Genomic DNA, 26,078 nt, shown 5'->3' with positions numbered 1-26,078 from the left:
AGCCCATGGGGCAGTCGGTCGGTTGACCGGCTTCGGGTACGCCGACGCCCTCTGACCGGCGGGTTCTCTGCCGGTCAGAGGGCGTCGGGCGACGATCTAGACGGTTCTCAGTCCTCGTCGGTGGCGGCCGTGACGGTGGACGACGACGGCGTCTGCTCCGCCGCCGCGGTCTTCTTCGTCGCGGCCTTCTTGGTGGTCGCCTTCTTCGCGGTCGCCTTCTTGGCCGTGGCCTTCTTGGCGGCCGTCTTCTTGACCGCCGTCTTCTTCGTGGCGGCCTTCTTCGCGGTCGCCTTCTTGGCCGTCTTACGGGCCGCCTTCTTGGCCGGTGCCTCGTCGGCGTCCTCGGCTTCCGCGACCGGGGCCTCCGCAGGCTCGTCCGCCGGGGCCGACGGGACGACCACGACGGCCGTCTCCTCCGACGCGGTGGGCGCGGTCGCCATCCGGACCGCACGGCGCCGCGGGCGGGCCGGAGCCGCGCTCTCGGCGGCGGGCTCGGGCTGCGGCTCGGCGACCGGCTCGGGCTCGGCGGCGGGTGCGGCGACCGGCTCGGTGACCGTCACCACGACCTCCTCGGCCGCCTTCGGCGAACCGGCCGGCGCGGAGACCTTGCGGGTCGCCCTTCGACGCGTACGCCCCTTGGGCGCGGCCTCCTCGGCAGTCGAGGCCTCGACGACCGGGTCCTCGGCGGCCATCGGCTCCGCGTGCGCGACGGCGGCAGACTCCGGCTGGACAGGACGCTCGGCCTCGTCCTCGGCGGTCACGGTCTGCGCCGTCGGCACCTCGGGCTGGGCCCTGCGCTCGGGCCTACGGGACTCGGGGCGCGGGGCGCCCGCCGGAGCCGACGCGCGCCGGCTGGCCCGCCGCCGGGAACGGCCGCCGCGGGTGGCCGCGGCCTCCGCCTCGGCCGCGCTGCTGTACAGGTCCTCGTCCGGTACGAAGGCGGGCTCGGCCAGCGCGACCGGCTCGGCGACCTCGGCGGCGATCTCCGCCTCGGTCTCGGCCTCCTCCTCGGCGGTCTCGACAGCCTCTATGGCCGGAGCGGGGAGCTGCTCGGGCAGCGGCTCGGCACCGGCCCGCGCACGCTTCTTGCGCTTGCCGCCGCCTCCGACGGCAGTCGGCTGCTCCATGTGCACGATGACGCCACGGCCGTTGCAGTGGACGCAAGTCTCGGAGAACGACTCGAGCAGACCCTGGCCCACGCGCTTCCGCGTCATCTGGACGAGACCCAGCGAGGTCACCTCGGCGACCTGGTGCTTCGTACGGTCGCGTCCCAGGCACTCGAGGAGGCGCCGCAGCACCAGATCCCGGTTGGACTCCAGAACCATGTCGATGAAGTCGATGACGACGATGCCGCCCAGGTCGCGCAGCCGCAGCTGGCGCACGATCTCCTCGGCCGCCTCCAGGTTGTTCCTGGTCACGGTCTCTTCGAGGTTGCCGCCCTGACCGGTGAACTTGCCGGTGTTGACGTCGATCACGATCATCGCTTCGGTCTTGTCGATCACCAGCGAACCGCCGCTCGGCAGCCAGACCTTGCGGTCCAGCGCCTTGGCGAGCTGCTCGTCGATCCGGTACGACGCGAAGACGTCGACCTCGCTCGTCCACTTCTGCAGACGCTCGGCCAGGTCGGGGGCGACATGGGACACGTATCCGTGGATGGTCTCCCAGGCCTCGCCGCCGCTGACGATGACCTTGGTGAAGTCCTCGTTGAAGATGTCGCGTACGACGCGGACGGTCATGTCCGGCTCGCCGTACAGCAGCGTCGGGGCGTTGCCACCACCCTTCGCCTTCTTCTGGATGTCCTCCCATTGCGCCTGCAGCCGCTCGACGTCACGGCGCAGCTCGTCCTCGCTCGCGCCCTCGGCGGCGGTGCGCACGATGACGCCCGCGTCCTCGGGGACGATCTTCTTGAGGATGGTCTTCAGGCGGGCCCGCTCGGTGTCGGGCAGCTTGCGGCTGATACCGGTCATCGACCCCTCGGGGACGTAGACCAGGTAGCGGCCCGGCAGCGAGACCTGGCTGGTCAGGCGCGCGCCCTTGTGCCCCATCGGGTCCTTCGTGACCTGCACGAGGACCGACTGGCCGGACTTGAGGGCGGTCTCGATACGGCGCGGGCCGTTGGCCATGCCCAGCGCCTCGAAGTTGACCTCGCCGGCGTACAGGACGGCGTTGCGTCCCTTGCCGATGTCGATGAAGGCGGCCTCCATCGACGGCAGTACGTTCTGGACCTTGCCGAGGTAGACATTGCCGACGTACGAGGTCGACTGCTCCTTGTTGACGTAATGCTCGACGAGCACGTTGTCCTCGAGTACGCCGATCTGCGTACGGTCGCCGTTCTGCCGGACCACCATCACGCGCTCGACAGCCTCGCGGCGGGCCAGGAACTCGGCCTCGGTGATGATCGGCACCCGGCGGCGGCCCTGCTCGCGGCCTTCACGACGGCGCTGCTTCTTGGCCTCCAGCCGGGTCGAGCCCTTGATGGACTGCACCTCGTCGGACGGCTCGGCCTTCGGGCGGGCCTCGCGGACCTTGACGACCGTACGCTCCGGGTCGCCGTCACTCGGCTCGGCCTCCACGGGCGCGTCACCGGCCCGACGCCTACGGCGACGGCGGCGACGGCTGCTGCTGGAACCGCCGGACTCCTCGCGCTCCTCGCGCTGCTCCTGAGCGTCCTCTTCGGCCTGCTCAGCGGTGTCCTCGTCGTCCTGGGAAGCCTGCTCGGCGGCGGTCTCCTCGCTCTCCGAGGTCTCGCCCTCCGCCTCGGCGTTCTCGCCCCGGCGACGCCTGCGGCCACCGCGACGGCGCCGACGACGCGAGCCGGTCTCCTCGGTCTCGTCGCCCTCGTCGTCAGCGGACTCCTCGGCCTCGGGGGCCTCGGGGGCCTCCGCGGGCTCCTCGGCCGCGCCCCTGCGGCGACGGCGCCGACGCGGACCGGTCTCCTCCTCGACGGGCTCCGGGGCCGCCGCCGTCTCGACGACGTCCTCGTCCTCGTCCTCCTCGGCCTCAGCAGCGGCGGCGGCCGCCGCGCGCTCCGGCGTCTGGAACATCGGCTCGGTGAACACGGGCGCCTGGAAGACGGCGACCGCGGGCCGCGCGGGCGGCTGCGCGGCCTCGCCGTCCTCGGCGGCCTTGGGCGCGGGCTCGGCGAAACCGGCAGCGGCGGTCTTACGGGCGGAACGACGCCGCGTACGACGCGGGGTGTCGCCCTCCGGCTCGGGGGTGGTCTGGTCGGTCTCGGCAGCGGCCACAGAGGCCTCCCTGCGCTCGTCTTGGACAGCGGCCTCAGCGGCGGACTCCACCTCGGCACCCTCGGGCACCCCGGCGGGCGCGACAGCGCGCCGTGTCGCGCGACGGCGCCCACGGCGCGGGGCACTGTCCTCGGTCTCGGTGGTCAGCTCCGGCTCGACTACGGCGGCGGGCTCGGGGGTGGTCTGGGTGGTTTCGGTGGCGGACGCGGGGGTGAGGGCCGCGGTGTCAGCAGCCTCGTCGGCGCCGGGCGCAGCGGTGAGAGCTGCGCTGTTTGCGGGCTCGGGCGCACCGGCGGGAGCGGAGGCACGACGCGACGCACGGCGGCGCGTGCGCCCGGCGGGCGCGGCCTCGTCGAGGGCAGGCTCCGCGTCGGTGGTTCCGGTGGCTTCGGGGGCGATCTCGGCGGAGGCCGCTACGTCGGCGGCGGGCTCCGCAGCAGCCGAGGTCGAGGCCGGGGCCTCGGCAGGCTCAGGCGCAGCGGCCGGTGCGGTGACACGACGCGTGGCGCGACGACGCGTACGCCCGGCAGGCGCGGCCTCGTCGACCGCAGGCTCCGCCTCGGCGGCCTCGGACGCGGCGGTCTCGGCAGGTGCCGCCGCTACCTCGGCCGCGGGCTCTGCAACAGCCGGAGTCGAGGCCGGGGCCTCGGCAGGCTCAGGCGCAGCCGCCGGTGCGGTAACACGACGCGTGGCGCGTCGGCGCGTACGCCCGGCAGGCGCGGCATCAGGCTCAGCGTCGGCAGCAGCGGAAGCAGCCGTCTCGGCAGCGGGCTCCGCGACAGCCGGGGCCTCGGCGCCCGTCTCGGGCGCCGCGAGACCGGCACCAGCCCCGGAGGCGGACGCGGTCACCACGGCCTCCGACACCTCGGCGCCCTCGGGCGCACCAGCAGGAGCGGAGACGCGACGCGTCGCACGGCGGCGCGTACGCCCGGCAGGCTCCTCCGCTGCCGGAGAGGCAGCAGCGGGAGCAGTGGTCTCGGCGGGCGCGGACTCCTCCGCACCCGGTGCGTCGGCGGTGGCCGCGGCTGCCGTCTCGTCGGCGGCAACCACCTCCGGCGCCCCAGCGGTCTCCGGCGCGGCCGCCGTCTCTTCGGCAGCATCCGTCTCAGCGGTCGCCACGAGATCGGCGGAGCTCACCGGCGGTATGGCCGGTGCCGTGGTCTCGGCCACAGCCGAGGACTCGGTCGTCTCCGCGGGCGGGCCCGCGGGGCGGGACGCGGCGCGGCGGCGCCGGCGCGGCGGCAAGGTGTCGCTGGGGGTGCTGTTCTCGGGACCCTCAGCGGGTTCGTTCGGCTCGAGCATGCGGGTGGATCTCCCGTCAGGCTCCCGGGCGCCGCACCTGGTCCGGCTGTGCCGGTGACGTCCGCGGCTCGCGCGATGCGCGGTGCCGCCGTCCGGGGCGCGGGCGCCGCTCGGGAGCTCTCTGTGTTCTGTCTCGCCGGTTCCGTATGCCGTGTTGCGTACGGCCTGGCGAAAGTCTTGTGGTCGGTGCGCTGCCCGACCCAGGTGGCTCCCGAGTACGAGGGCGGCGCTACGACATCCGTCCTACGCGGGACCTTCCTTACGCCGGCGCCTTCGCGGCGGCGGTGGCTGCGGCCATGTGTGGGGCGGCTGCCACTGCCTCGCGGTCGGGCGCGAGCGGGTCGGTCACCGTGCCGGTCTCTTCATCGAAAAGCCCCTGCGCCAGCCTGGTCACCGCTGCGGGGACCGGCGGCGCCAGGTCGGCCACAGCTCGGAGACCGGACAGGACGTCGTCGGGTCGTACGGCAGGCGTCACGTGCCGAACAACCAGCCGCAGTATCGCACAGGGCTGGCCGGTCGGCCTATCAGGCTGTGGACTGTCCGTCCCGGGACGGACACTGTGCGCCTCCAGGCTCGCGACCGCGGCGCGGGCGTCGAAGGTGCGCATGCCGTTCTTCATCTTGCGCTGGACCTCGACGGTCTCGGCCTTCTTGAAGGCGTCGACCGCGCGCTCGGCGTCCGCGGGTGCCACGCCGTCGAGGCGCAGCTCCCAGACGGAGGCCGTGAGCCGGTCGGCTAGCCCGGAAGTCCGGGCCTCGACCGCGTCGACGATGTCGAGCCCGGCGGGCAGCGACTCGTCGAGCAGCGCACGCAGCTGCTCGGGATCGCGCGCTTCGGTGAGCGCGATCTCCAGGTACTCGGCCTCGCTGCCCGTGCCGGTGGGTGCGGCATTGGCGTACGACACCTTCGGGTGCGGAGTGAAGCCCGCCGAGTACGCCATCGGCACCTCGGCGCGGCGCAGCGCACGCTCGAAGGCGCGCTGGAAGTCACGGTGGCTGGTGAACCGGAGGCGGCCGCGCTTGGTGTAGCGCAGTCGAACGCGCTGCACCGCGGGTGCGGGCGGCGGGCCTTCGGGCTGTCGCTTGCCCAGTGGTTCTTCTCCTCGCTGTGAAGCGGTACATACGTGCGCCGCCTCGTGGACGTGCGGTGGACCTCGTCGCCCCCGCGTGGGCGGGGGACGTCGGCAGATGACGCCTTGCGGCGTCGCCCGGTCCGGATCATCCCCGCGCCTGCGGGGACAGGTCGTCGCGTCCGGACCTACCCTCCAGAGTACGCGCAGGAACCACCGTGGGTTCCCGGAGTCCCTTGGACAAGGACACCGGCTCGGGTTCCGGCCGCGCCCCGAACAGCATCCGCCGGATGTCGGCCCGGGTCTGCCGCGCGGTCTCGCGAGCACTGGCCAAGGCCTGCCGGGTGCCCCGCCCCACGCTGCGCGCGGCCTCGGCGACGGGCCGCCAGATCGAGTCCCGTACGGCATGTCCGACGGGCGTGAGCACGCTCTTGTACACCCACCGCACCGGCTCCACGAAGATCCACCGGAAGAGCCGCCCCAGGAACCGCCCGACGGCGAGCGACACATACCCGGCGACCCGCCACGCGTGCCCGATCGCGGTACCGATCTCGCGCGCGACGACGGCGATCGCCCGCCCGACCGGCACGAACACCCAACGCCACAGGGCAACGGCCGGCACGACGAAGACCCACCGCAGCAAGGCCCCGACGACCATCGCAACCCAGGTCACCCCGGCCCAGACCCCACGCCCGACCCATGTCAGACCGGCCCACAGACCGCCCCCGACCCACGCCAAACCGATCCACACGCCGCGACCGACCCAAGCGACACCGGCCCACACCCCACGGCAGACCCATGTCACGCCCGCCCAGACGCCGCTGCACACCCACGTCACACCGGCCCACACGCCCAGGCCGGCCCAGGCAATCCCCGACCACACCCTCAGCGCCACCCACGCCACCCCGGCCGCGATGCCCCGCACCACCCAGGCGATCCCCCGCCCAGTCGGCGCGAGCACCCGCGCGTACAGCCAGCCCGCCGGAACGACCACCAGCACCCGCCACAACCAGGCGCACCCGGCCCCGATCCCCCGCAGCGCCGCCACGATCCCGTGCCCGAGCGGCGTCAGCACCCGCGCGTACAACCACACGCCCGGCACGACGAACAGCACACGCCCGAGCCACCCCAGCCCCCGCCCGACCGGCACGACCACATACCGCCACAGCCCCACCCAGGGCCACACGAACACCAGCTTGGCCAGCCACTCGACAACGGTGGCCACCGCCCGCCCGACCGGCACAAGCACCCACATGACCGCCCGCCCCAGCGGCCGGAACACCGTGTCCCGCAGGAACCGCCCGCCGACCACCAGCGCGTCCCACACCATCCGCACCGGCACAACCAGCACGAGCACCACGATCCGCACGGGTATCCGGATCGCGACCGCGAGGCACCCCTCAGGCGCCGCGTCCTGCTGCTGCCGGGGCGCGGGCTTCGTCTCGTACGACTTCGACTCGTACGGCTGTGGCTCAGGCGTCGCGGACGACGGCTTTTCCAGGTCCATGCCGACGAAGACGCATCAACACCCTGTATGGATCCAGAACCTCAGCTTCCCGCCCCGCTCATCCTCGAACTCCCCACCATTGGCCTCGATGACCTTCCGCGAACCGACGTTGGTGGTGTCACAAGTGACGAGCACCCGCTCGAGCCCGAGGGCACGCGCGTACGGCAGAACGTCGCGCAGCATGGCGGTGGCGTGGCCTTTCCGCCGCGCGGTGGGCCGTACGCCGTAGCCGATGTGGCCGCCGTAGTCGCGAAGGTGGGGCGTCAGGCGGTGGCGTACCTGGATCCGGCCGAGATAGGTCTCGCCGTCCACGTACCAGTACCAGCTGCCGGGCACGAATCCGTCGGGCCGGCGCCCGTCTTCCAGCTCCTCCTCGCGGACGGCGGCGACATAGCGCGCGAACCCGTCCGGCTCATGCCAGCTGTCGCCGTACACGGCGAGCTCCCGCTTGAGGGTGTCACCGAAGTACTCGTCCTCGGCGAGGTTCTCCTGGACCGCCGCCAGGAAGGAGACACGGAAACGCGGATCAGGGCTCACGAGCTGCGGCATCACCGCATTGTGCCGCGACGCACGAGGGCCCGGCCACGGCGTTTCCGCCGTCGGCCGGGCCCTCGCCTCGTCGTCCTACTTGACCACCGTCAGCGGCAGCAGCTTCTTGCCCGTCGGCCCGACCTGGATGGAAGTGTCCATGGCAGGGCAGACCCCGCAGTCGAAGCAAGGCGTCCAGCGGCAGTCCTCGACCTCCGTCTCGTCGAGGGCGTCCTGCCAGTCCTCCCAGAGCCAGTCCTTGTCGAGGCCGGAGTCGAGGTGGTCCCAGGGGAGGACCTCCTCGTACGTACGCTCGCGGGTGGTGTACCAGTCGACGTCCACGCCGAACGCGGGCAGCGTTTTGTCGGCGCACTGCATCCAGCGGTCGTACGAGAAGTGCTCACGCCAGCCGTCGAAACGGCCGCCGTCCTCATAGACGGCGCGGATGACGGCGCCGATGCGGCGGTCGCCGCGCGAGAGCAGGCCCTCGACGATGCCCGGCTTGCCGTCGTGGTAGCGGAAGCCGATGGAGCGGCCGTACTTCTTGTCACCGCGGATCTTGTCGCGGAGCTTCGCGAGACGGGCATCCGTCTCCTCCGCCGAGAGCTGCGGGGCCCACTGGAACGGGGTGTGGGGCTTGGGCACGAAGCCGCCGATCGACACCGTGCAGCGGATGTCGTTCTGGCCGGAGACCTCGCGGCCCTTCTGGATCACGCGGGTCGCCATGTCGGCGATCTGCAGGACGTCGTCGTCGGTCTCCGTCGGCAGGCCGCACATGAAGTACAGCTTCACCTGACGCCAGCCGTTGCCGTACGCCGTCGAGACCGTCCTGATCAGGTCCTCCTCCGAGACCATCTTGTTGATGACCTTGCGGATGCGTTCCGAACCGCCTTCGGGTGCGAAGGTCAGGCCCGACCGGCGGCCGTTGCGCGTGAGCTCGTTGGCCAGGTCGATGTTGAAGGCGTCGACGCGGGTGGAGGGCAGCGACAGGCCGACCTTGTCCTCCTCGTACCGGTCCGCCAGGCCCTTCGCGATGTCGCCGATCTCGCTGTGGTCCGCCGACGACAGCGACAGGAGGCCGACCTCCTCGAAGCCCGTCGCCTTCAGGCCCTTGTCGACCATGTCGCCGATGCCCGTGATGGAGCGCTCGCGCACCGGGCGCGTGATCATGCCGGCCTGGCAGAAGCGGCAGCCGCGCGTGCAGCCGCGGAAGATTTCGACCGACATGCGCTCGTGGACCGTCTCCGCGAGCGGCACCAGGGGCTGCTTCGGGTACGGCCACTCGTCCAGGTCCATGACCGTGTGCTTGGACACGCGCCACGGGACACCGGACTTGTTCGGTACGACGCGTCCGATGCGGCCGTCCGGCAGGTACTCCACGTCGTAGAACGCCGGAATGTAGACGTTGCCGGTCTTCGCGAGGCGGAACAGGACCTCCTCGCGGCCGCCCGGCCGGCCCTCCGCCTTCCAGGCGCGGATGATCTCCGTCATGTCGAGCACGGCCTGCTCGCCGTCGCCGATGATCGCCGCGTCGAGGAAGTCGGCGATCGGCTCGGGGTTGAAGGCGGCGTGGCCTCCGGCCAGGACGATCGGGTCGTCCAGCGTCCGGTCCTTGGACTCCAGGGGGATCCCCGCGAGGTCCAGGGCCGTCAGCATGTTCGTGTAGCCGAGCTCTGTGGAGAAGCTGAGCCCGAGCACGTCGAAGGCGCGCACCGGGCGGTGGCTGTCCACCGTGAACTGCGGGACGCCGTGCTCCCGCATCAGCTCCTCGAGGTCCGGCCACACGCTGTACGTGCGCTCGGCGAGCACGCCCTCGCGCTCGTTGAGGACCTCGTAGAGGATCTGCACGCCTTGGTTGGGCAGTCCGACCTCGTACGCGTCGGGGTACATGAGCGCCCAGCGGACGTCGGAGCTGTCCCAGTCCTTGACGGTGGAGTTGAGCTCACCGCCTACGTACTGGATCGGCTTCTGCACATGCGGCAGCAGGGCCTCGAGCTGTGGGAAGACCGACTCGACAGACATCGTGGTGGGGACCTTCGTGAGCTGACAGGGGTGACCCTCAAGACTAACGCGTCCCTATGAGCCCTCCGGTCGCCGCGAAGATCGCCGTCCAGGCTTCCGGCAGCGCCCGCTCGACGTCCGCTGCCCGCTGCTCCTCCCTGCCGTACAGCACCCCGTACGTGAAGGAGCTCTCGCCCGCCGCGTGGGCCTGGGTGGCGAGGTCGCGCAGGGCGAGGCGGGTCATGACGCTGTCCTGGTGGTCGCCGAGGAGGGTCTGGAGGGACTTCATCGATCTGACCAGGTCGACGGCCGGTTCGCCGAGCGCCTTGGTGGCGGCCTCGGCCGCGTACCGGGTGCGCTTGGCCTTCTTGCGGGCGTCGTGGATCGCGAGGTCGCGGTCCGTGCCGGGCAGTGCGTCGATGGCCTCGACGACCAGGGCGGACAGCTTCGCGAAGTCCCCGCGTACGGCCTTGCCGATCACCATGTCCGGCGGGCCCGCGGCGGCCTTGAGCAGCGGCGGTTCGGCGACCAGGGAGTCGAGGGTGGCGAGCAGATCCAGGTACCGCTTTCCGTCCAGGACCGCGATCAGCCGACGCCGTGAACCGCCGCGCCGGGCGTTCGCCCAGGTCCGCAGCCGCGTGCGGACAGGACCGGCGAGCAGGGTACGCGGCAGCTCGTCGAGCGCCGCCGTCAGCCGCTCGGTCAGCACCTCCTGGTCGCGGTCGACGCCCAACTCCCCGGCCAGCCACTTGAGTTCGTCGCCGATCGGGTCGGTGACGGCCCGGTCCAGGGCCTTCCCGTACGAGCGGAAGCTGCTGCGCAGCCGGCGGGTGGCGACGCGCATCCGGTGCACGGAGTCGTATACGTCGCGCCGTACGGCAGGGTCGAGTTCGACGAGCGCGTCACGCTGGGCGCGTATGTACGCGAGGACATGGTCGCCCGCGTTGGGCGGCTCAGGCTCGGCGATCACGACGACCTTGGCCTTCTCCTTCTTACGACCGTTCGACTTGGCCTGCTTGGGCAGCTTGACCGGCCCGGTCTTCGCCTCAGTCCCGGTCTCCGCCAGCGCCCTGGCCAGTTTGGAGGCGGACTTGGAGCGGCTGATCCCGGCTTTACGGAGCTTCTTCTCGACCTTGTCGAGGAAGGCGGGGTCGCCGTCGTCGGCCAGCTCCACCTCGATCTCGGTCCACTCGGTGGTCCTGTCGCCGCCGCTGAGCCGCTCGGCATGTACGCGGTCGACGCTGACCTCGGCGAGCAGGCCACCAGAGGCGTCGACGAGGTGGCGGACGTCGCGCGCGGACTGCAGTCGTACGACGGGGAGCAGTTCGGCGTCGCGCACCCGGGAGCGGACGAGTCCGGCGAGGCCCCGGGGCAGGGCGTCGGACAGCGGGGCGCTGATCTCGTCGCGTACGCCGTCGGAGACCGGCAGCTTCAGATGCCAGCCCGCGTCATCGCCTCCGGTACGGCGGCGCAGTGTGATCGAGGACGCGGCGAGCCGCTGGTCGGCCGTGTCGTAGTAGGTCGCGTCGAGGTCGGCGACGCCCTTGTCGATGACGCTGTCGACGCCGCTCACACCGCTCAGATCGGGAAGCCCCGCACCTTCGCCCACCTCGTACTTACGCTCGATTTCCCGCTTTGTGTCCGCCATGGACTGAATCTAGTCACGATTCGGCATCGGGGGCAGCCCTCAAAGGGCACGCACTCGCCATCTGAGACACATTTAACGTTCTTCCGGACGTTACTTGGCGCTTGCCTCAGCAATAGCCCCGCCGACGCGATCCCTGCCGATCCGCCCCTCCTACGCCGACATGGGGCGCTGGACGCGGATCGACTGCAGCAACCCCACAGCCACCCACACCGCGAACATCGACGACCCCCCGTACGACACGAAGGGCAGCGGCAGCCCCGCTACCGGCATGATCCCCAGCGTCATGCCCACGTTCTCGAAGGACTGGAACGCGAACCAGGCGATGATCCCGGCGGCGACGATCGTGCCGTACAGCTCGGTCGTCTCGCGGGCAATGCGGCAGGCGCGCCACAGGATGACGCCCATGAGCAGGATGATCAGGCCGGCGCCGAGGAAGCCCAACTCCTCGCCCGCGACCGTGAAGACGAAGTCCGTCTGCTGTTCCGGGACGAACTGCCCTGTCGTCTGCGAGCCGTTGCCGAGGCCGGTGCCGAACAGTCCGCCCGAACCGATCGCGATGCGGGCCTGGTTGGTGTTGTAGCCGACGCCGGCCGGGTCGAGCTCGGGGTTGGCGAAGGCGGCGAAGCGGTTGATCTGGTATTCGTCGAGGATCCCGAGCTGCCAGACCGCGATCGCGCCCGCGGCACCCGTGCCCATGAGGCCGAACACCCAGCGGTTGGAGGCGCCGGAGGCGAGCAGTACGCCGAGCACGATGATCACCATGACCATGACCGAGCCGAGGTCGGGCATGAGCAGGACGATCAGTATCGGCACGGTGGCCAGGCCCAGGGACTGCAGGACCGTGCGGTGGTCGGGGTAGGGCTTGTCGCCGGCGTCGACTCTGGCCGCGAGCAGCATCGCCATGCCGAGGATGATCGTGATCTTCACGAACTCCGAGGGCTGCAGCGAGAATCCGCCGGGCAGCTTGATCCACGCGTGCGAGCCGTTGATCGTGGCGCCGAGCGGGGTCAGCACCAGGATGATGAGGAACACCGAGATGCCGTACAGGATCGGCACGGCCCCACGCAGCGTGCGGTGGCCGAGCCAGACCGTGGCGATCATCAGGGCGAAGCCGATGCCCGTGTTGAGCAGGTGCCGGACCAGGAAGTAGTACGGGTCGCCCTGGTTGAGTTCGGTGCGGTTACGGGTCGCCGAGTAGACGAGGGCCGCGCCGATCACGGAGAGGGCGATGGCCGAGAGCAGTATCGGCCAGTCGAGCCTGCGCGCCAGCGAGTCGCGGGCGAACAGCCGTGCCCAGACGGAGCGTTGGGGCCCGTAGCCGGAGACGGAGAAACCGCTCGCGCCGGTCATTCGGTGGCCCTCCGCCTCTTCTTGGAGCGATCGGCAGAGCGATCGGCACGCCGTCGGGTGTCGCGGTTGGTGCCGGTGTTCGGCGAGGGCACCGTGGCGGCCGGATCGTCACCGGTCGCCGCCTGCTGGCTCTCCGGGCTCGCTTCCTCCTGCGGCACGTACTTCCCGATCTTCGGGGCGTCGATCGAACCGTCCGGCTGGATCTTCGGCAGGCTCTTCTGCGGCTGGGGCAGCAGGGCCTTCTTCTTGTCGATCGTGCCGTCCTCGGAGACGCCGTACAACGCGTCGTAGATGTTGCGCACGGCGGGGCCGGAGGCGCCGGAGCCCGTACCACCCTGGGAGATGGTCATGACGACCGTGTACTCGTCGGTGTACGTGGTGAACCACGAGGTGGTCTGCTTGCCGTAGACCTCGGCGGTACCCGTCTTGGCGTGCATCGGGATCTTGTCCTGCGGCCAGCCGGCATCGGCGAAGCGCCAGGCCGCCGTTCCGCGGGTAGCGACTCCCTCGAGGGCTTCGTCTATCTCGCCGAGCGTCTGCTGCGACATCGGCAGCTTGCCGTGCGGCTTCGGGACGATCTCCTGGACGCTGCGGCCGTCGGCGCTGACGATCGCCTTGCCGACACTCGGGTCGTACATGGTGCCGCCGTTGGAGATCGCCGAATAGATGGTGGCCATCTGGATCGGGGTGACGAGGGTGTCGCCCTGGCCGATGGAGTAGTTGACGGAGTCACCTGCGCGCAGCCGGTTGCCTTCGAGGCAGTTCTCGTACGCGATGCGCTCGGCGTAGTCGCCGTCCTTCTTGCCGGTCTTGCACCAGGAATCCTTGTTGGCCTTCCAGTACGCCTGCTTCCACTGGCGGTCGGGGATACGCCCCGTGACCTCGTTCGGCAGGTCGATACCGGTCTCCTTGGCGAGGCCGAACTGGTGGGCCGTCTTGTAGAACCAGTCGTTGGCGTTCTTCTTCGGCTTGGTGCCGCCGTCCCGCTTCCATTCCTCGTGGGAGAGCCGGTAGAAGACGGTGTCACAGGACACCTCGAGCGCGCGGCCCAGCGAGATCGGGCCGTATCCCTTGGACTCGAAGTTCTTGAAGACCTGGCTGCCGATGTTGTACGAGCTGGAGCACTGGTACGGGCCGTCGAAGGAGTAGCCGGCCTTGATCGCGGCGGCCGTCGGGATGACCTTGAAGACGGAGCCGGGGGCGGACTGGCCCTGGATCGCCCGGTTCAGCAGCGGGTAGTTGGACTTCTTGCCGGTGAGCTTCGCGTAGTCCTTGCCGGAGATGCCGCCGACCCAGGCATTCGGGTCGTACGACGGGTTGGAGGCCATGGAGACGATGCGGCCCGTCTTGGACTCCATCACGATGACGGCGCCGGAGTCCGCCTTGTAGTTCGTGCCGGTGTTCTTGTCGAACTCCTTGCGGGCGTTCTTCATCGCCTTCTGCAGCTCGTACTCGGCGACGCGCTGGACCCGGGCGTCGATGCTGGTGACGAGGTTCGCTCCGGGCTGGGCCGGGTCGCTCTGGGCCTCGCCCATGACGCGGCCGAGGTTGTCGACCTCGTAGCGGGTGACTCCGGCCTTGCCGCGCAGTTGCTGGTCGTACTGCCGCTCAAGCCCTGACCGGCCGACCATGTCGGAGCGCAGGTACGGGGATTCGCTCTTCTCCGCTTCCTTGATCTCCTCGTCCGTGACGGGCGAGAGGTAACCGAGGACCTGCGCGGTGTTGGCGTCGCCGGGGCTCGCGTAACGGCGTACGGCCTGGGGTTCGGCGGTGATGCCGGGGAAGTCCTCGGAGCGTTCGCGGATCTGGAGGGCCTGCTTGGCGGTGGCCTCGTCGGTGATGGGGATCGGCTGGTAGGGCGAGCCGTTCCAGCAGGGCTGCGGCGTCTTGGAGTCGCACAGCCGCACCTTGTCCATGACGTCCTTGGGCTTCATGCCGAGGACACCGGCGAGCTTGGTGAGCACCGCCTCGCCGTCGTCCTTCATCTTCAGCAGATCGGTACGCGACGCGGACACCACAAGCCGCGTCTCGTTGTCGGCGATCGGCACACCGCGCGCGTCGAGAATCGACCCGCGCACGGCCGGGCTGACGACCTGCTGAACGTGGTTCCCGGACGCCTCCTTGGCATAGGCGTCGCCTTCGCGGATCTGCAGATACCAGAGACGTCCGCCGAGAGTCGCAAGGAGGGAGAAGACAAGGATCTGGATGATGACGAGCCGAATCTGGACGCGCGGGGTCCGCCCGGTCTCGGGGATGTTGGTCACGGCGTGCCTCCGGCGGTGGGACGGTTCGCCTCGGGGCGGTAGGTGCGGATGCGCCCCCTAAGGGGCGCGGGGAACTGCGCGACAAGCCACAACGAACCTGCAGCCGATGTACGACGTCTCGAGGGGGCTCCGGGGGCTTTGCCCCCAGGGATGATGGGGGTCCCCCCGCTCGAGCGAAGCCGAGAGTGGGGGAGGGTAGGGGCGGCGGGGGCGAAACCAACCACACTCACAGCCGCTTAACCCCCTTGATCCGCCCCGCCCGCGCAACGCGCGACTTCACGGACTTCATCCGAAGCCCGCCCGCGGCCTTCATCCGCAACCCACCCCGCTGGCCACCGAGGCGCAGCCCCGTGCCGCCGGAGGACAGCCAGCCGGAGGAGACGTCGGTCGCCTTCGCGGACGTGGTCTCGGCGAGCGGATCGTTGTCGGCGCGGCGGGCCAGCGCCATGATCCCGGGCACCACGAAGGGCGCGAGCAGCAGGTCGTACAGCGCGGACGTGAACAGCAGGCTGCCCAGGCCCACCTGGCGTGCGGCGGTGTCACCGACGAGGGCGCCGACTCCCGCGTACAGGAGCGTGGACCCGATCGCCGAGGCGACGACCACGACCATCGGGCCGGTCGCGGATCTGATCTGCCCGTTGTCGGGCTTGAAGAGCCCGGCGAGGTAGCCGATGACGCACAGTACGAGCGCGTAGCGACCGGCGGCATGGTCGGCGGGTGGTGCGAGGTCGGCGAGCAGTCCGGCGCCGAAGCCGATGAGGGCGCCGCCGACGTGGCCGTACACCAGGGCGAGGCCGAGCACGGTGAGCAGCAGCAAGTCGGGGACGGCGCCCGGGAGTTGGAGGCGGGCGAGGATGGTCACCTGGGTCACCAGGGCGACGATCACCAGGGTGACGGAGAGCAGCATTCGGTTGAAGCGCATGCGGGTTCAGCTCCTACTGCTCTTGCTGATTTTGGGGCAGGCCGTCGGCGGACGCTCCGGCCGAGGGGGTGACCGTCACGGTCACCGTCGGCCTGGGCGTCGGCTTGGGTTTGGGCGGCAGCACCTGGTCGCGCGGGTCCCGGGGCGGGGCCTGGGTGACGACGCCGACGATGTCGAGCTTGCTGAAGCCGACGTACGGCTCGACGTAGATGGTGCGCGTCAGATCGCCGCCGGAGGGGTCGACGCGGGAGACGACGCCGACGGGGACGCCGGGCACGAACGGCTTGTCGGCCTGGGAGCCGAAGGTGACAAGGCGGTCGCCCTTCTTGATCTTGGCCTTGCCGTTGAGCATCTCCACGCGCAGCGGCCGGTCGCCCTGGCCGGAGGCGAAGCCGAGTTCGTCGGTGGACTCCATGCGCGTACCGACCGTGAAGTCCGGGTCGCTGGCGAGGAGCACGGTGGCGGTGTTGGGCCCGACGGTCGTCACGCGCCCGACGAGCCCGTCCCCGTTCAGGACGGTCATATCGCGCTTGATGCCGTCGTTCGCGCCGACGTCGATGGTGACGGTCCAGGAGAAGCCCTGGGCCGCCCCTATCGCGATGACTTCGGCGCCCTTGATGCCGTACTGCCCGGCGCCCGCCGTCTTGAGGATCTTGTCGAGCTGCTTCAGCCGGCTGCGGTTACGGTCCTCGCTGCCCAGCTCCGCCTTCAACGAGGCGTTGTCCCGCTCCAGTTGGGCGATACGGTCGTGCCGGTCGCCGGAGTCGCGGATCGCTGCGATCGCGTTGCCGACGGGGTCGACCGCGGTGGACACCCCGTTCTCGATCGGGCCGAAGACCGTGGCGGCGGCCGATCGGGCCCCGTCGACGGGCGAGTCCTCGCCGCCGCGGATATCCACCGTGATCAAAGCGAACGCGATGGCGATCAGCAGCACCAGGAGCAGCCGGCTCTCTCGTGTGTCCCTCACGTGCGGCGGCCGTGCCTTCCTTATCGGATTCGTGTGGGGCTCCCCTCGGCCGGGGCGCTTTGGGGGAGCTTATGCCTCTATATCAACGATCCGCCGTACGAGAGGAGATCATCCCGTACGGCGGAATCGAAGAGTTACTTCATCTGCGGGGCTGGGCGTCCAGCACCTGCTGGAGCGCCTCGAACTCCTCTACGCACTTGCCGGAACCGAGCGCCACACTGTCCAGCGGATCCTCGGCAATGTGGATCGGCATACCGGTCTCGCGCCGCAGCCGCTCGTCGAGCCCGCGCAGCAACGCACCGCCGCCGGTGAGGACGATCCCGCGGTCCATGACGTCGCCGGAGAGCTCCGGAGGACACTTGTCGAGGGTCGTCTTGACCGCGTCGACAATCGCGTTGACCGGCTCCTCAATCGCCTTGCGCACTTCGGCGGCGGAGATGACGACGGTCTTCGGCAGACCGGAGACCAGGTCCCGGCCGCGGATTTCGGTGTGCTCGTCATTGTCGAGGTCGTACGCCGAACCGATCGTGATCTTGATCTGCTCGGCCGTCCGCTCACCAAGAAGCAGGCTGTACTCCTTCTTGATGTGCTGGATGATCGCGTTGTCCAGTTCGTCGCCCGCGACACGGATGGACTGTGCCGTGACGATTCCACCGAGCGAGATGACCGCGACTTCCGTGGTGCCGCCGCCGATGTCCACCACCATGTTGCCCGTGGCCTCGTGGACCGGCAGTCCGGAGCCGATGGCCGCGGCCATCGGCTCCTCGATGATGTGCACCTGGCGGGCACCGGCCTGGGAGGAGGCCTCGATGACGGCGCGCCGCTCGACTCCGGTGATCCCCGAGGGCACACAGACGACGACCCTCGGCCGGGCGAGATACCGCCTCTTGTGGATCTTCAGAATGAAGTAGCGGAGCATCCGCTCGGTGATCTCGAAGTCGGCGATGACGCCGTCCTTCAGTGGACGCACGGCGACGATGTTGCCGGGAGTCCGGCCGATCATCTTCTTCGCTTCGGCGCCGACGGCGAGGATGCCACCGGTGTTGGTGTTGATCGCGACGACGGACGGCTCGTTGAGTACGATCCCTCGACCCCTGACGTACACCAGCGTGTTGGCGGTCCCGAGGTCGACAGCCATGTCACGGCCGATGAACGACATTGAGTTCCCCATCAGGATTCGTCTGGCCTTCCCAAGTGGAGCTTTTGATGGCTTGTTAGGTCGGCGAGGGTGAGCGCTGTGACGTGAAGGCTTCCATCGTAGTCTCGCCTGCACCGAACACCGCGCGAGGGTCTTCGCCATTGTCAGCAGATGATGTGCCGCCTCGCTTGTGGAGACGAGCCAATGGAGGCAAGCGTTCCCCCGATCGCCACGCATATGCCAGGCCCCGCCGCCTTTTTGCGGCAGGGCCTGGTCAGATACGGCTCAGGGTTGACGCATCGTCAGAAAATCTTCGCGTACGCCGGGTGGGTGTGCCGTGTCGCGGACGGACATGACCGGATATCGGCGATCAAGCCAGCCCGGGGAAGAAGATCTTCATCTCACGCTCGGCGGACTCCTCGGAGTCCGAAGCGTGGATCAGATTCTCGCGAACGATCACCCCGAAGTCCCCACGAATGGAACCCGGAGCCGCCGCGATCGGATCCGTAGGCCCCGCAAGAGCCCGCACCCCCTCGATGACCCGCTCCCCCTCGACAACGAGAGCAACCACAGGCCCCGACGCCATGAACTCGACCAGCGGCTCATAAAAAGGCTTGCCCTTGTGCTCGCCGTAGTGCAGCTCCAGGGTCTCCTGATCCAGGTTCCGCAACTCCAGCGCGGTGATCTGCCAGCCGGCCTTACGCTCAATACGGCTGATGATCTCGCCGGTCAGGCCACGACGAACAGCATCGGGCTTGAGAAGGACGAGGGTGCGCTGGCTCACGTGGAAACTCCTTAGCAACAGGGGTGGGACCACAGAGATTACAGGGGGTTGCGCCCCTTTAGGGGCGCGGGGAACTGCGCGACAAGCCACGACGCACCTGCAGCCGCGACACGGCTGTCATCCCCCACCCCGTTGGCGCCCCCACCCGCCCCACGAACCCACCCACCCGCCGGTAGGCACCCCAACCCGCCGGAGGCAGGGGGGCCTGGGGGCGCAGCCACCCCACGCGGCGGAGCCGCAAATTGATACAGCCGGGAAGGGGCGGGGCTGGGGAAAAAGCCCGCCGCAGGCGACTACGCCGCTTTGGTCTCCCCCTCAGCCTGCGCAGCAAACCGCGCCTTGGCCTCGTCAACCTTCCGCCCGTAATGAACCGAAGCCCACCACAGCGCCGCAAAGATCGCCCCCAAGAGGAACATCGTCGGCACGACGAACCCGGACGCGATCAGCGCGATCTGCAGCGCCCAGCCCAGCTGAACACCCCAAGGCCGAGTGACCACACCACACAACAGCAGACACAGCAACATCGCGACGCCACTCACGGTCCACACAGTGGTCATGGACAGATCGGGATCCTTCATGGCCACAAGCCCGGCAAAGCCGATGACGAAGAACTCACCGATCAACGTAGAAGCACAGAGCGTACGCACAGCTCAGCCCCTCCCGAGGAGCAGTCGGGCCTCACCCACGGTGATAACGGACCCGGTCACAAGCACGCCCCCACCCGCAAACTCCCCCTCCTCCTCGGCCAGAGTGATCGCGGCTTCCAGCGCATCATCAAGCCGCGGCTCCACCTGAACCCGCTCCTCCCCGAACACCTCCACAGCCAGCGCGGCCAGCGCATCCGCGTCCATGGCCCGATGGCTGGAGTTCTGCGTGATCACCACCTCGGCGAAGATCGGCTCGAAAGCCTCCAGCAGCCCGCGCACGTTCTTATCGCCGCTCACCCCGACCACGCCGATCAGCCGGCTGAAGTCGAACACCTCGCTGACCCCCTCGGCAGTCGCCCGAGCCCCCGCCGGATTGTGCGCGGCATCCAGCACCACGGTCGGCGACCGCCGCACCACCTCCATCCGCCCCGGCGCGGCCACCGCCGCGAACGCCTTCCGCACGGTGTCGATATCGAGCCGGTCCGCCCGCGCCGCGCCCACACCGAAGAACGCCTCCACCGCGGCAAGCGCGACGGCGGCGTTGTGCGCCTGGTACGCCCCGTGCACCGGCAGAAACACTTCCTCGTACTCCCCGCCGAGCCCACGCAAGGTCAACAGCTGTCCTCCGACAGCGAGTTGACGCGAGACGACCCCGAACTCCAGCCCTTCGCGGGCGACCGTCGCATCGACCTCGACGGCCTTCTTCAACATCACCTGCGCCGCGTCGACCGGCTGCTGCGCCAGAATCACGGTCGCGCCCTGCTTGACGATGCCCGCCTTCTCCACGGCGATCTCACCGGGCGTATTGCCCAGCCGGTCCGTGTGGTCGAGATCGATGGGCGTCACCACGGCAACATCACCGTCGATCACATTCGTGGCATCCCAGCTGCCGCCCATCCCCACCTCGACGACGGCCACATCGACCGGCGCGTCCGCGAAGGCCGCGTACGCCATGCCCGTCAGCACCTCGAAGAAGGACAGCCGGAACTCCTGCTGCCCGTCCACCATCTCGACGTACGGCTGAATGTCCCGGTACGTCTCCACGAACCGCTCGGCGTTCATCGGTGCGCCGTCCAGGCTGATCCGCTCGGTGATCGACTGGACGTGCGGCGAGGTGTACCGCCCGGTGCGCAGTTCGAAGGCGCCGAGTAGCGCCTCGATCATGCGGGCCGTGGACGTCTTGCCGTTCGTCCCTGTGATGTGGATCGAGGGGTACGAGCGCTGCGGCTCCCCCAGTACGTCCATCAGGGCGGCGATCCGCGTGATCGACGGCTCCAGCTTCGTCTCACCCCACCGCGTGGCCAACTCGGCCTCGACCTCACGCAACGCCTTGTCGACCTCGGGATCGGCCGGCCGCGCGGGTACATCGGCCTCCGGCGGCGCACCCTGGGCGCGCAGGGTACGGCTGCCGGCCTCGATCACCGCGAGATCGGGGTCGCGCTGCGTCTCCGCCTCGACGATCTCTTCGAAGGGGTCGGGCTCGCTGCTGTGGTCTGGGGGGAGCTCACTCACGGGGCCAGTCTACGGAGCCGGACTGACAGGCGTAGCTGCGGGCAGTCGTGCCGCTGGGGCGGCAAAAGGCGCCCGGAGCCTTCCAGCTCCGGGCGCCTTCAGCGACGTAACACCGCCTGCTAACCCTGCGGCAACCGCTCCAGCTGCGCCTGAATCCGCGCGATGTCCTCGCCCGCCTTGGCAAGCCGCGTACGGATCTTGTCCACGACCTGCTCCGGAGCCTTCGCGAGGAACGCCTCGTTGCCCAGCTTCGCCTCGGCCTGCTGGCGTTCTTTCTGGGCGGCGGCCAGATCCTTCGCGAGCCGCTTCCGCTCCGCGGCCACGTCGATCGTGCCGGAGAGATCGAGCGCGACCTGCGCACCCGCGACCGGCAGCGTCGCCGTGGCCGCGAAGCCCTCGCCCTCCGGCTGGAGGCGCAGCAGCTGGCGGATGGCCGCCTCGTGCGGAGCCAGGGCGGTCCCGTCGAGGGTGAGCCGGGCCGGGACGCGCTGGCCGGGCTGCAGCCCCTGGTCGTTACGGAACCGGCGGACCTCCGTGATGACCTGCTGAAGCGTCTCGATCTCCCGCTCGGCCGCCGCGTCACGGAACCCGGAGTCGGCCGGCCAGTCCGCGATCACCACGGACTCGCCGCCCGTGAGCGTGGTCCACAGCGTCTCCGTGACGAACGGAACGATCGGGTGCAGCAGCCGCAACGTGACGTCCAGGACCTCGCCGAGGACCCGCTTGCTGACGTCGGCCGCAGGGCCGCCGGCGTTGAACGTCGTCTTCGACAGCTCGACGTACCAGTCGAAGACCTCGTCCCAGGCGAAGTGGAAAAGGGCGTCCGACAGCTTGGCGAACTGGTAGTCCTCGTAGAAGGCGTCGACCTCCGCGACCGTCGCGTTCAGCCGGGACAGGATCCAGCGGTCGGTGGACGACAGCTGCTCGACGGGCGGCAGTTCGCCCTCGATCGTGGCGCCGTTCATCAGCGCGAAGCGCGTGGCGTTCCAGATCTTGTTGGCGAAGTTGCGCGAGCCCTGGACCCAGTCCTCGCCGATCGGCACGTCCACACCCGGGTTGGCGCCGCGCGCGAGCGTGAAGCGCAGGGCGTCGGAGCCGTACTTGTCCATCCAGTCCAGCGGGTTGACCGCGTTGCCGAAGGACTTCGACATCTTCTTGCCGAACTGGTCGCGGACCATCCCATGCAGGGCGATGGTGTGGAACGGCGGGGTGCCGTCCATCGCGTACAGGCCGAACATCATCATCCGGGCGACCCAGAAGAAGAGGATGTCGTAGCCGGTGACCAGGACGGAGTTCGGGTAGAACTTCGCGAGGCTGTCGGTCTGTTCGGGCCAGCCGAGCGTGGAGAACGGCCACAGGCCGGAGGAGAACCAGGTGTCGAGGACGTCGGTGTCCTGCGTCCAGCCCTCACCGGTCGGGGCCTCGTCGTCGGGGCCGACGCAGACGACCTCGCCGTTCGGCCCGTACCAGACCGGGATGCGGTGACCCCACCACAACTGCCGTGAGATGCACCAGTCGTGGAGGTTGTCGACCCAGTCGAAGTACCGCTTCTCCATCTCCTGCGGGTGGATCTTGACCCGGCCGTCGCGGACCGCGTCACCGGCGGCCTTGGCGAGCGGGCCGACCTTGACCCACCACTGCATGGATAGACGCGGCTCGATGGTGGTCTTGCAGCGCGAGCAGTGGCCCACGGAGTGGACGTACGGCCGCTTCTCGGCCACGATCCGGCCCTCGGCACGCAGGGCGGCGACGATCGCGGAGCGGGCCTCGAGCCGGTCCAGGCCCTGGAAGGGGCCGTGTGCGGTGATGACAGCGTGCTCGTCCATGATCGTGATGGCGGGCAGGTCGTGCCGCTGGCCGATCTCGAAGTCGTTCGGGTCGTGTGCCGGGGTGACCTTGACGGCACCCGTGCCGAACTCGGGGTCGACGTGCTCGTCCGCGACGACCGGGATGGAACGGTCGGTCAGCGGCAGCTTGATGAGCTTGCCGATGAGGTGCTTGTACCGCTCGTCGCCGGGGTGGACGGCAACCGCCGTGTCACCGAGCATCGTCTCGGCACGGGTGGTGGCGACGACGATCGTGTCGTCCCCTTCGCCGTACTTCATGGAGACGAGCTCGCCGTCGTCGTCCTGGTACTCGACCTCGATGTCGGAGATGGCGGTGAGGCACCGGGGACACCAGTTGATGATGCGCTCGGCGCGGTAGATCAGCTCGTCGTCGTACAGCCTCTTGAAGATGGTCTGAACGGCCTCCGAGAGCCCCTCGTCCATGGTGAAGCGCTCACGCGACCAGGCAACACCGTCGCCTAGACGCTTCATCTGCCCGGAGATCTGCCCGCCGGACTCGGCCTTCCACTGCCAGACGCGCTCGACGAAGGCCTCGCGCCCCAGGTCGTGCCGGGACTTGCCCTCCTTGCCCAGCTCACGCTCGACGACGTTCTGCGTGGCGATACCGGCGTGGTCCATGCCGGGCTGCCACAACGTCTCGTACCCCTGCATGCGCTTGCGGCGCGTGAGGGCGTCGATGAGCGTGTGCTCGAAGGCGTGGCCCAGGTGCAGGCTGCCCGTGACATTCGGCGGCGGGATGACAACGGTGTACGGCGGCTTCTCGCTCTTCGCGTCCGCCTCGAAGTAACCCCGCTCTACCCAGCGCTCATACAGCTTCCCCTCTACCTCGGCCGGCGCGTACTGGGTCGGCAGTTCGGGGGTGTTGGCTGGCGGCTGCTGCTGAGCGTTGTCGGTCACGGGGTCAGTTTAGAGGTGTCACCGGGCGGTCCTGAAACTCGATTGTTCGGTAACGGTGAGACCCCCGGTGCTCCCCGCGGACGCTCCTTACGCCAGGATGTTCGGAACGTATAAGTATCTGGAGGGGAACCCAGAATGAGCCACAACCAGCCGGGCCCGTACGGCGGGCAGCCTCAACAGCCGGGACCATACGGTCAGCCCGGCCCCTACGGCCAGCAACCGCAGGCCCCGCAGCCCGGCTACGGCTACCCGCAGCAGGCTCCTCCGCAGCAGCCCGGCTATGGGTACCCCCAGCAGACTCCCCCCGGTGCTCCGCCCCAGCAGCCCGGCTACGGCCAGCAGCCGCCGTACGGCCAGCAGCCCCCGCCCTACGGCATGCCGCAGCCGCCCGCTCCAGGCGGCGGCAAGAAGAAGACCGGGATCGTCATCGGCGCCGTGGCGGTCGTGGCCGCGATCGCGGTCGGCGCGTACTTCGTGATCGGCGGGGGTGGCGGCGGTTCCTCGGACGTCGCGGACGACGGCCCGCACAAGCTGACCACGCCGGCGTCGGTGCTCGGCGGTGAGTACAAGAAGGGCGACGAAGGCGCGAACAGCAGCAGCTTCAACGAGGAAGACATCAAGAACGCCGAGGAAGCCGGCGTGAAGAACCCCAAGGACGTGAACGCCGCGTACGAGGCCGGGGACAAGGACAACCCGCTGTCGCAGAAACTCCTCCAGTTCGTGGGCGTCTACGGCGAGATCGAGGACCCGGAGAAGGTCGTCGACGCCATGTTCGCCGAGTTGAAGAAGGAGTCCGACCCGGACAAGGGCGAGCTCGTCGGCAGCCCGAAGGCCTTCACGCCCGCGGGGCTCGACGGCGCCGTCATGAAGTGCCAGGAGACCAGGGTCCCGGGCGACGAGACCGGCGAGGCGGGACCCAAGGAGATCAAGATGCCGGTGTGCATCTGGGGTGACCACAGCACCCTCGGTGTCACCATCGACGCGAACATCGCCGACGCCCTGGCGGGCAAGGGCCCCGACCTCGCAGCGGCGGCCGAGCAGGCAGCCAAGTTCCGCAAGGAAGTCCGCGTCAAGGCCTGACGCCGCGCATCAACGAGCAAGGGGCCCCGGTCAGTTGACCGGGGCCCCTTCGCTACGCGTACGAGCGGCTACGCCGTCTTCTGCTCCCCCGGGCCCCGCCCCCGCGCATCGCGCGGAATGAGCGTCGGGTTGACGTTCGAGAGGACGACGTCCGCTGTGATGACGACGCGGCCTACGTCCTTGCGGGACGGGACCTCGTACATCACCGACTGCAGGACCTCTTCCATGATGGCGCGCAGGCCGCGGGCGCCGGTCTGCCTCAAGATGGCCTGGTCGGCGATGGCTTCGAGGGCCTCGCGCTCGAAGTCCAGCTCTACGCCGTCGAGTTCGAAGAGGCGCTGGTACTGCTTCACCAGCGCGTTGCGCGGCTCGACCAGGATCTGGAGGAGCGCCTCGCGGTCGAGGTTGTGGACCGAAGTGATCACAGGCAGGCGGCCGATGAACTCGGGGATCATGCCGAACTTGACCAGGTCCTCGGGCATGACGTCCTCGAACTGGTCCTTCTCCTCCAGCTCGCGCTTCGAGCGGATCGTCGCGCCGAAGCCGATGCCCTTCGCGCCCGCGCGGGACTCGATGATCTTCTCCAGGCCGGCGAAAGCACCGCCCACGATGAACAGGACGTTCGTCGTGTCGATCTGGATGAACTCCTGGTGGGGGTGCTTGCGGCCGCCCTGCGGCGGAACCGAGGCCGTCGTGCCCTCCAGGATCTTGAGCAGCGCCTGCTGGACGCCCTCGCCGCTCACGTCCCGCGTGATCGACGGGTTCTCGCTCTTGCGGGCCACCTTGTCGATCTCGTCGATGTAGATGATCCCGGTCTCGGCCTTCTTGACGTCGTAGTCCGCGGCCTGGATGAGCTTCAGCAGGATGTTCTCTACGTCCTCGCCGACATACCCGGCCTCCGTCAGCGCAGTGGCGTCGGCGATGGCGAAGGGGACGTTCAGCATGCGCGCCAGAGTCTGGGCGAGCAGGGTCTTTCCGGAGCCCGTGGGGCCGAGGAGCAGGATGTTGGACTTCGCCAACTCGATGGCGTCGTCGCGGTTCTGGCTCCCGCCGTTCTCACCGGCCTGGACCCGCTTGTAGTGGTTGTACACCGCTACGGAGAGGGCCTTCTTCGCCGACTCCTGCCCGACGACGTACCCCTCGAGGAACTCGTAGATCTCGCGAGGCTTGGGGAGTTCCTCCCACCTCACCTCGCTCGTTTCGGCGAGCTCTTCCTCGATGATCTCGTTGCAGAGATCGATGCACTCGTCGCAGATGTACACACCGGGGCCTGCGATGAGCTTCTTGACCTGCTTCTGGCTCTTGCCACAGAACGAGCACTTGAGCAGATCGCCGCCGTCACCGATGCGTGCCACGGTGTGCTTCCCCTT

General features: G+C 69.4%; 17 protein-coding genes. 1 reads left to right on the top strand and 16 read right to left on the bottom strand.

Features of this window, described 5'->3' with window-relative positions:
* Positions 1-107 precede the first annotated feature (107 nt).
* From ACQEVY_RS31345 to ACQEVY_RS31275, 15 genes are all read right to left on the bottom strand, one after another.
* Complete coding sequence (locus ACQEVY_RS31345) at positions 108-4,547, bottom strand: Rne/Rng family ribonuclease (protein WP_432952730.1); 4,440 nt, start codon at positions 4,545-4,547, stop codon at positions 108-110.
* 259 nt (positions 4,548-4,806) lie between these two features.
* The gene (locus ACQEVY_RS31340) at positions 4,807-5,595 is read right to left on the bottom strand and encodes a TIGR03936 family radical SAM-associated protein (RefSeq protein ID WP_432952729.1); all 789 of its coding nucleotides are present in this window, start codon (positions 5,593-5,595) and stop codon (positions 4,807-4,809) included.
* Between the two features lie 169 nt (positions 5,596-5,764).
* Entirely contained in the window at positions 5,765-7,123 is a 1,359-nt protein-coding gene (locus tag ACQEVY_RS31335) for a hypothetical protein (RefSeq protein WP_432952728.1), read from the bottom strand.
* A gap of 15 nt (positions 7,124-7,138) precedes the next feature.
* A complete protein-coding gene (locus ACQEVY_RS31330; protein ID WP_432952727.1) occupies positions 7,139-7,672 on the bottom strand; it encodes a GNAT family N-acetyltransferase in 534 nt (177 codons plus the stop codon).
* A gap of 75 nt (positions 7,673-7,747) precedes the next feature.
* On the bottom strand, positions 7,748-9,673 hold the full coding sequence (locus tag ACQEVY_RS31325; protein ID WP_432952726.1) for a TIGR03960 family B12-binding radical SAM protein: 1,926 nt from the start codon (positions 9,671-9,673) through the stop codon (positions 7,748-7,750).
* A 43-nt stretch (positions 9,674-9,716) separates the two neighbouring features.
* Complete coding sequence (locus ACQEVY_RS31320) at positions 9,717-11,300, bottom strand: CHAD domain-containing protein (protein ID WP_432952725.1); 1,584 nt, start codon at positions 11,298-11,300, stop codon at positions 9,717-9,719.
* A gap of 150 nt (positions 11,301-11,450) precedes the next feature.
* Positions 11,451-12,650 (bottom strand): rod shape-determining protein RodA, encoded by a 1,200-nt coding sequence (gene rodA, locus ACQEVY_RS31315; RefSeq protein WP_432952724.1) that lies wholly within the window; start codon positions 12,648-12,650, stop codon positions 11,451-11,453.
* Complete coding sequence (mrdA, locus tag ACQEVY_RS31310) at positions 12,647-14,914, bottom strand: penicillin-binding protein 2 (RefSeq protein ID WP_432952723.1); 2,268 nt, start codon at positions 14,912-14,914, stop codon at positions 12,647-12,649. Before mrdA ends, rodA begins: the two co-directional genes overlap by 4 nt.
* Before the next feature lie 226 nt (positions 14,915-15,140).
* Positions 15,141-15,836 (bottom strand): rod shape-determining protein MreD, encoded by a 696-nt coding sequence (mreD, locus tag ACQEVY_RS31305; RefSeq protein ID WP_432952722.1) that lies wholly within the window; start codon positions 15,834-15,836, stop codon positions 15,141-15,143.
* A gap of 13 nt (positions 15,837-15,849) precedes the next feature.
* Positions 15,850-16,803, bottom strand: a complete 954-nt coding sequence (mreC, locus tag ACQEVY_RS31300) for a rod shape-determining protein MreC (RefSeq protein WP_432952721.1) — start codon at positions 16,801-16,803, stop codon at positions 15,850-15,852.
* Positions 16,804-16,942: 139 nt separating this feature from the next.
* A complete protein-coding gene (locus ACQEVY_RS31295; protein ID WP_037747701.1) occupies positions 16,943-17,962 on the bottom strand; it encodes a rod shape-determining protein in 1,020 nt (339 codons plus the stop codon).
* 349 nt (positions 17,963-18,311) lie between these two features.
* Positions 18,312-18,725, bottom strand: coding sequence for a nucleoside-diphosphate kinase (gene ndk / locus ACQEVY_RS31290; protein ID WP_328771610.1), 414 nt, complete (start codon positions 18,723-18,725; stop codon positions 18,312-18,314).
* 293 nt (positions 18,726-19,018) lie between these two features.
* Positions 19,019-19,372 carry a DUF4233 domain-containing protein gene (locus tag ACQEVY_RS31285; RefSeq protein WP_432952720.1) on the bottom strand — a complete coding sequence of 118 codons (354 nt, stop codon included), beginning with the start codon at positions 19,370-19,372 and terminating at the stop codon, positions 19,019-19,021.
* Positions 19,373-19,375: 3 nt separating this feature from the next.
* Positions 19,376-20,884, bottom strand: coding sequence for a bifunctional tetrahydrofolate synthase/dihydrofolate synthase (gene folC, locus ACQEVY_RS31280; RefSeq protein WP_432952719.1), 1,509 nt, complete (start codon positions 20,882-20,884; stop codon positions 19,376-19,378).
* Positions 20,885-21,003: 119 nt separating this feature from the next.
* The gene (locus ACQEVY_RS31275; RefSeq protein WP_432952718.1) at positions 21,004-23,628 is read right to left on the bottom strand and encodes a valine--tRNA ligase; all 2,625 of its coding nucleotides are present in this window, start codon (positions 23,626-23,628) and stop codon (positions 21,004-21,006) included.
* Positions 23,629-23,763: 135 nt separating this feature from the next.
* Here ACQEVY_RS31275 and ACQEVY_RS31270 point away from each other — a divergent pair, with 135 nt between their 5' ends.
* A complete protein-coding gene (locus ACQEVY_RS31270; protein ID WP_432952717.1) occupies positions 23,764-24,708 on the top strand; it encodes a hypothetical protein in 945 nt (314 codons plus the stop codon).
* A 68-nt stretch (positions 24,709-24,776) separates the two neighbouring features.
* Here the strand turns inward: ACQEVY_RS31270 and clpX are convergent, their stop codons facing one another.
* Complete coding sequence (gene clpX, locus ACQEVY_RS31265; protein WP_432952716.1) at positions 24,777-26,063, bottom strand: ATP-dependent Clp protease ATP-binding subunit ClpX; 1,287 nt, start codon at positions 26,061-26,063, stop codon at positions 24,777-24,779.
* Positions 26,064-26,078 lie beyond the last annotated feature (15 nt).

The sequence above is a fragment of the Streptomyces sp. CA-288835 genome (genome assembly GCF_050936385.1).
Classification (GTDB): domain Bacteria; phylum Actinomycetota; class Actinomycetes; order Streptomycetales; family Streptomycetaceae; genus Streptomyces.
The sequence above is the reverse complement of the archived record's forward strand: the minus strand, read 5'-3'. Positions and strand labels throughout refer to the sequence as shown.

Coding starts and splice junctions, on each gene's coding strand:
- ACQEVY_RS31345 (WP_432952730.1), bottom strand. CDS start 4,547: ATGCTCGAGCCGAACGAACCCGCTGAGGGTCCCGAGAACAGCACCCCC.
- ACQEVY_RS31335 (WP_432952728.1), bottom strand. CDS start 7,123: ATGGACCTGGAAAAGCCGTCGTCCGCGACGCCTGAGCCACAGCCGTAC.
- ACQEVY_RS31330 (WP_432952727.1), bottom strand. CDS start 7,672: ATGCCGCAGCTCGTGAGCCCTGATCCGCGTTTCCGTGTCTCCTTCCTG.
- ACQEVY_RS31325 (WP_432952726.1), bottom strand. CDS start 9,673: ATGTCTGTCGAGTCGGTCTTCCCACAGCTCGAGGCCCTGCTGCCGCAT.
- ACQEVY_RS31320 (WP_432952725.1), bottom strand. CDS start 11,300: ATGGCGGACACAAAGCGGGAAATCGAGCGTAAGTACGAGGTGGGCGAA.
- rodA (WP_432952724.1), bottom strand. CDS start 12,650: ATGACCGGCGCGAGCGGTTTCTCCGTCTCCGGCTACGGGCCCCAACGC.
- mreD (WP_432952722.1), bottom strand. CDS start 15,836: ATGCGCTTCAACCGAATGCTGCTCTCCGTCACCCTGGTGATCGTCGCC.
- ACQEVY_RS31295 (WP_037747701.1), bottom strand. CDS start 17,962: ATGTCGTTCATCGGCCGTGACATGGCTGTCGACCTCGGGACCGCCAAC.
- ACQEVY_RS31270 (WP_432952717.1), top strand. CDS start 23,764: ATGAGCCACAACCAGCCGGGCCCGTACGGCGGGCAGCCTCAACAGCCG.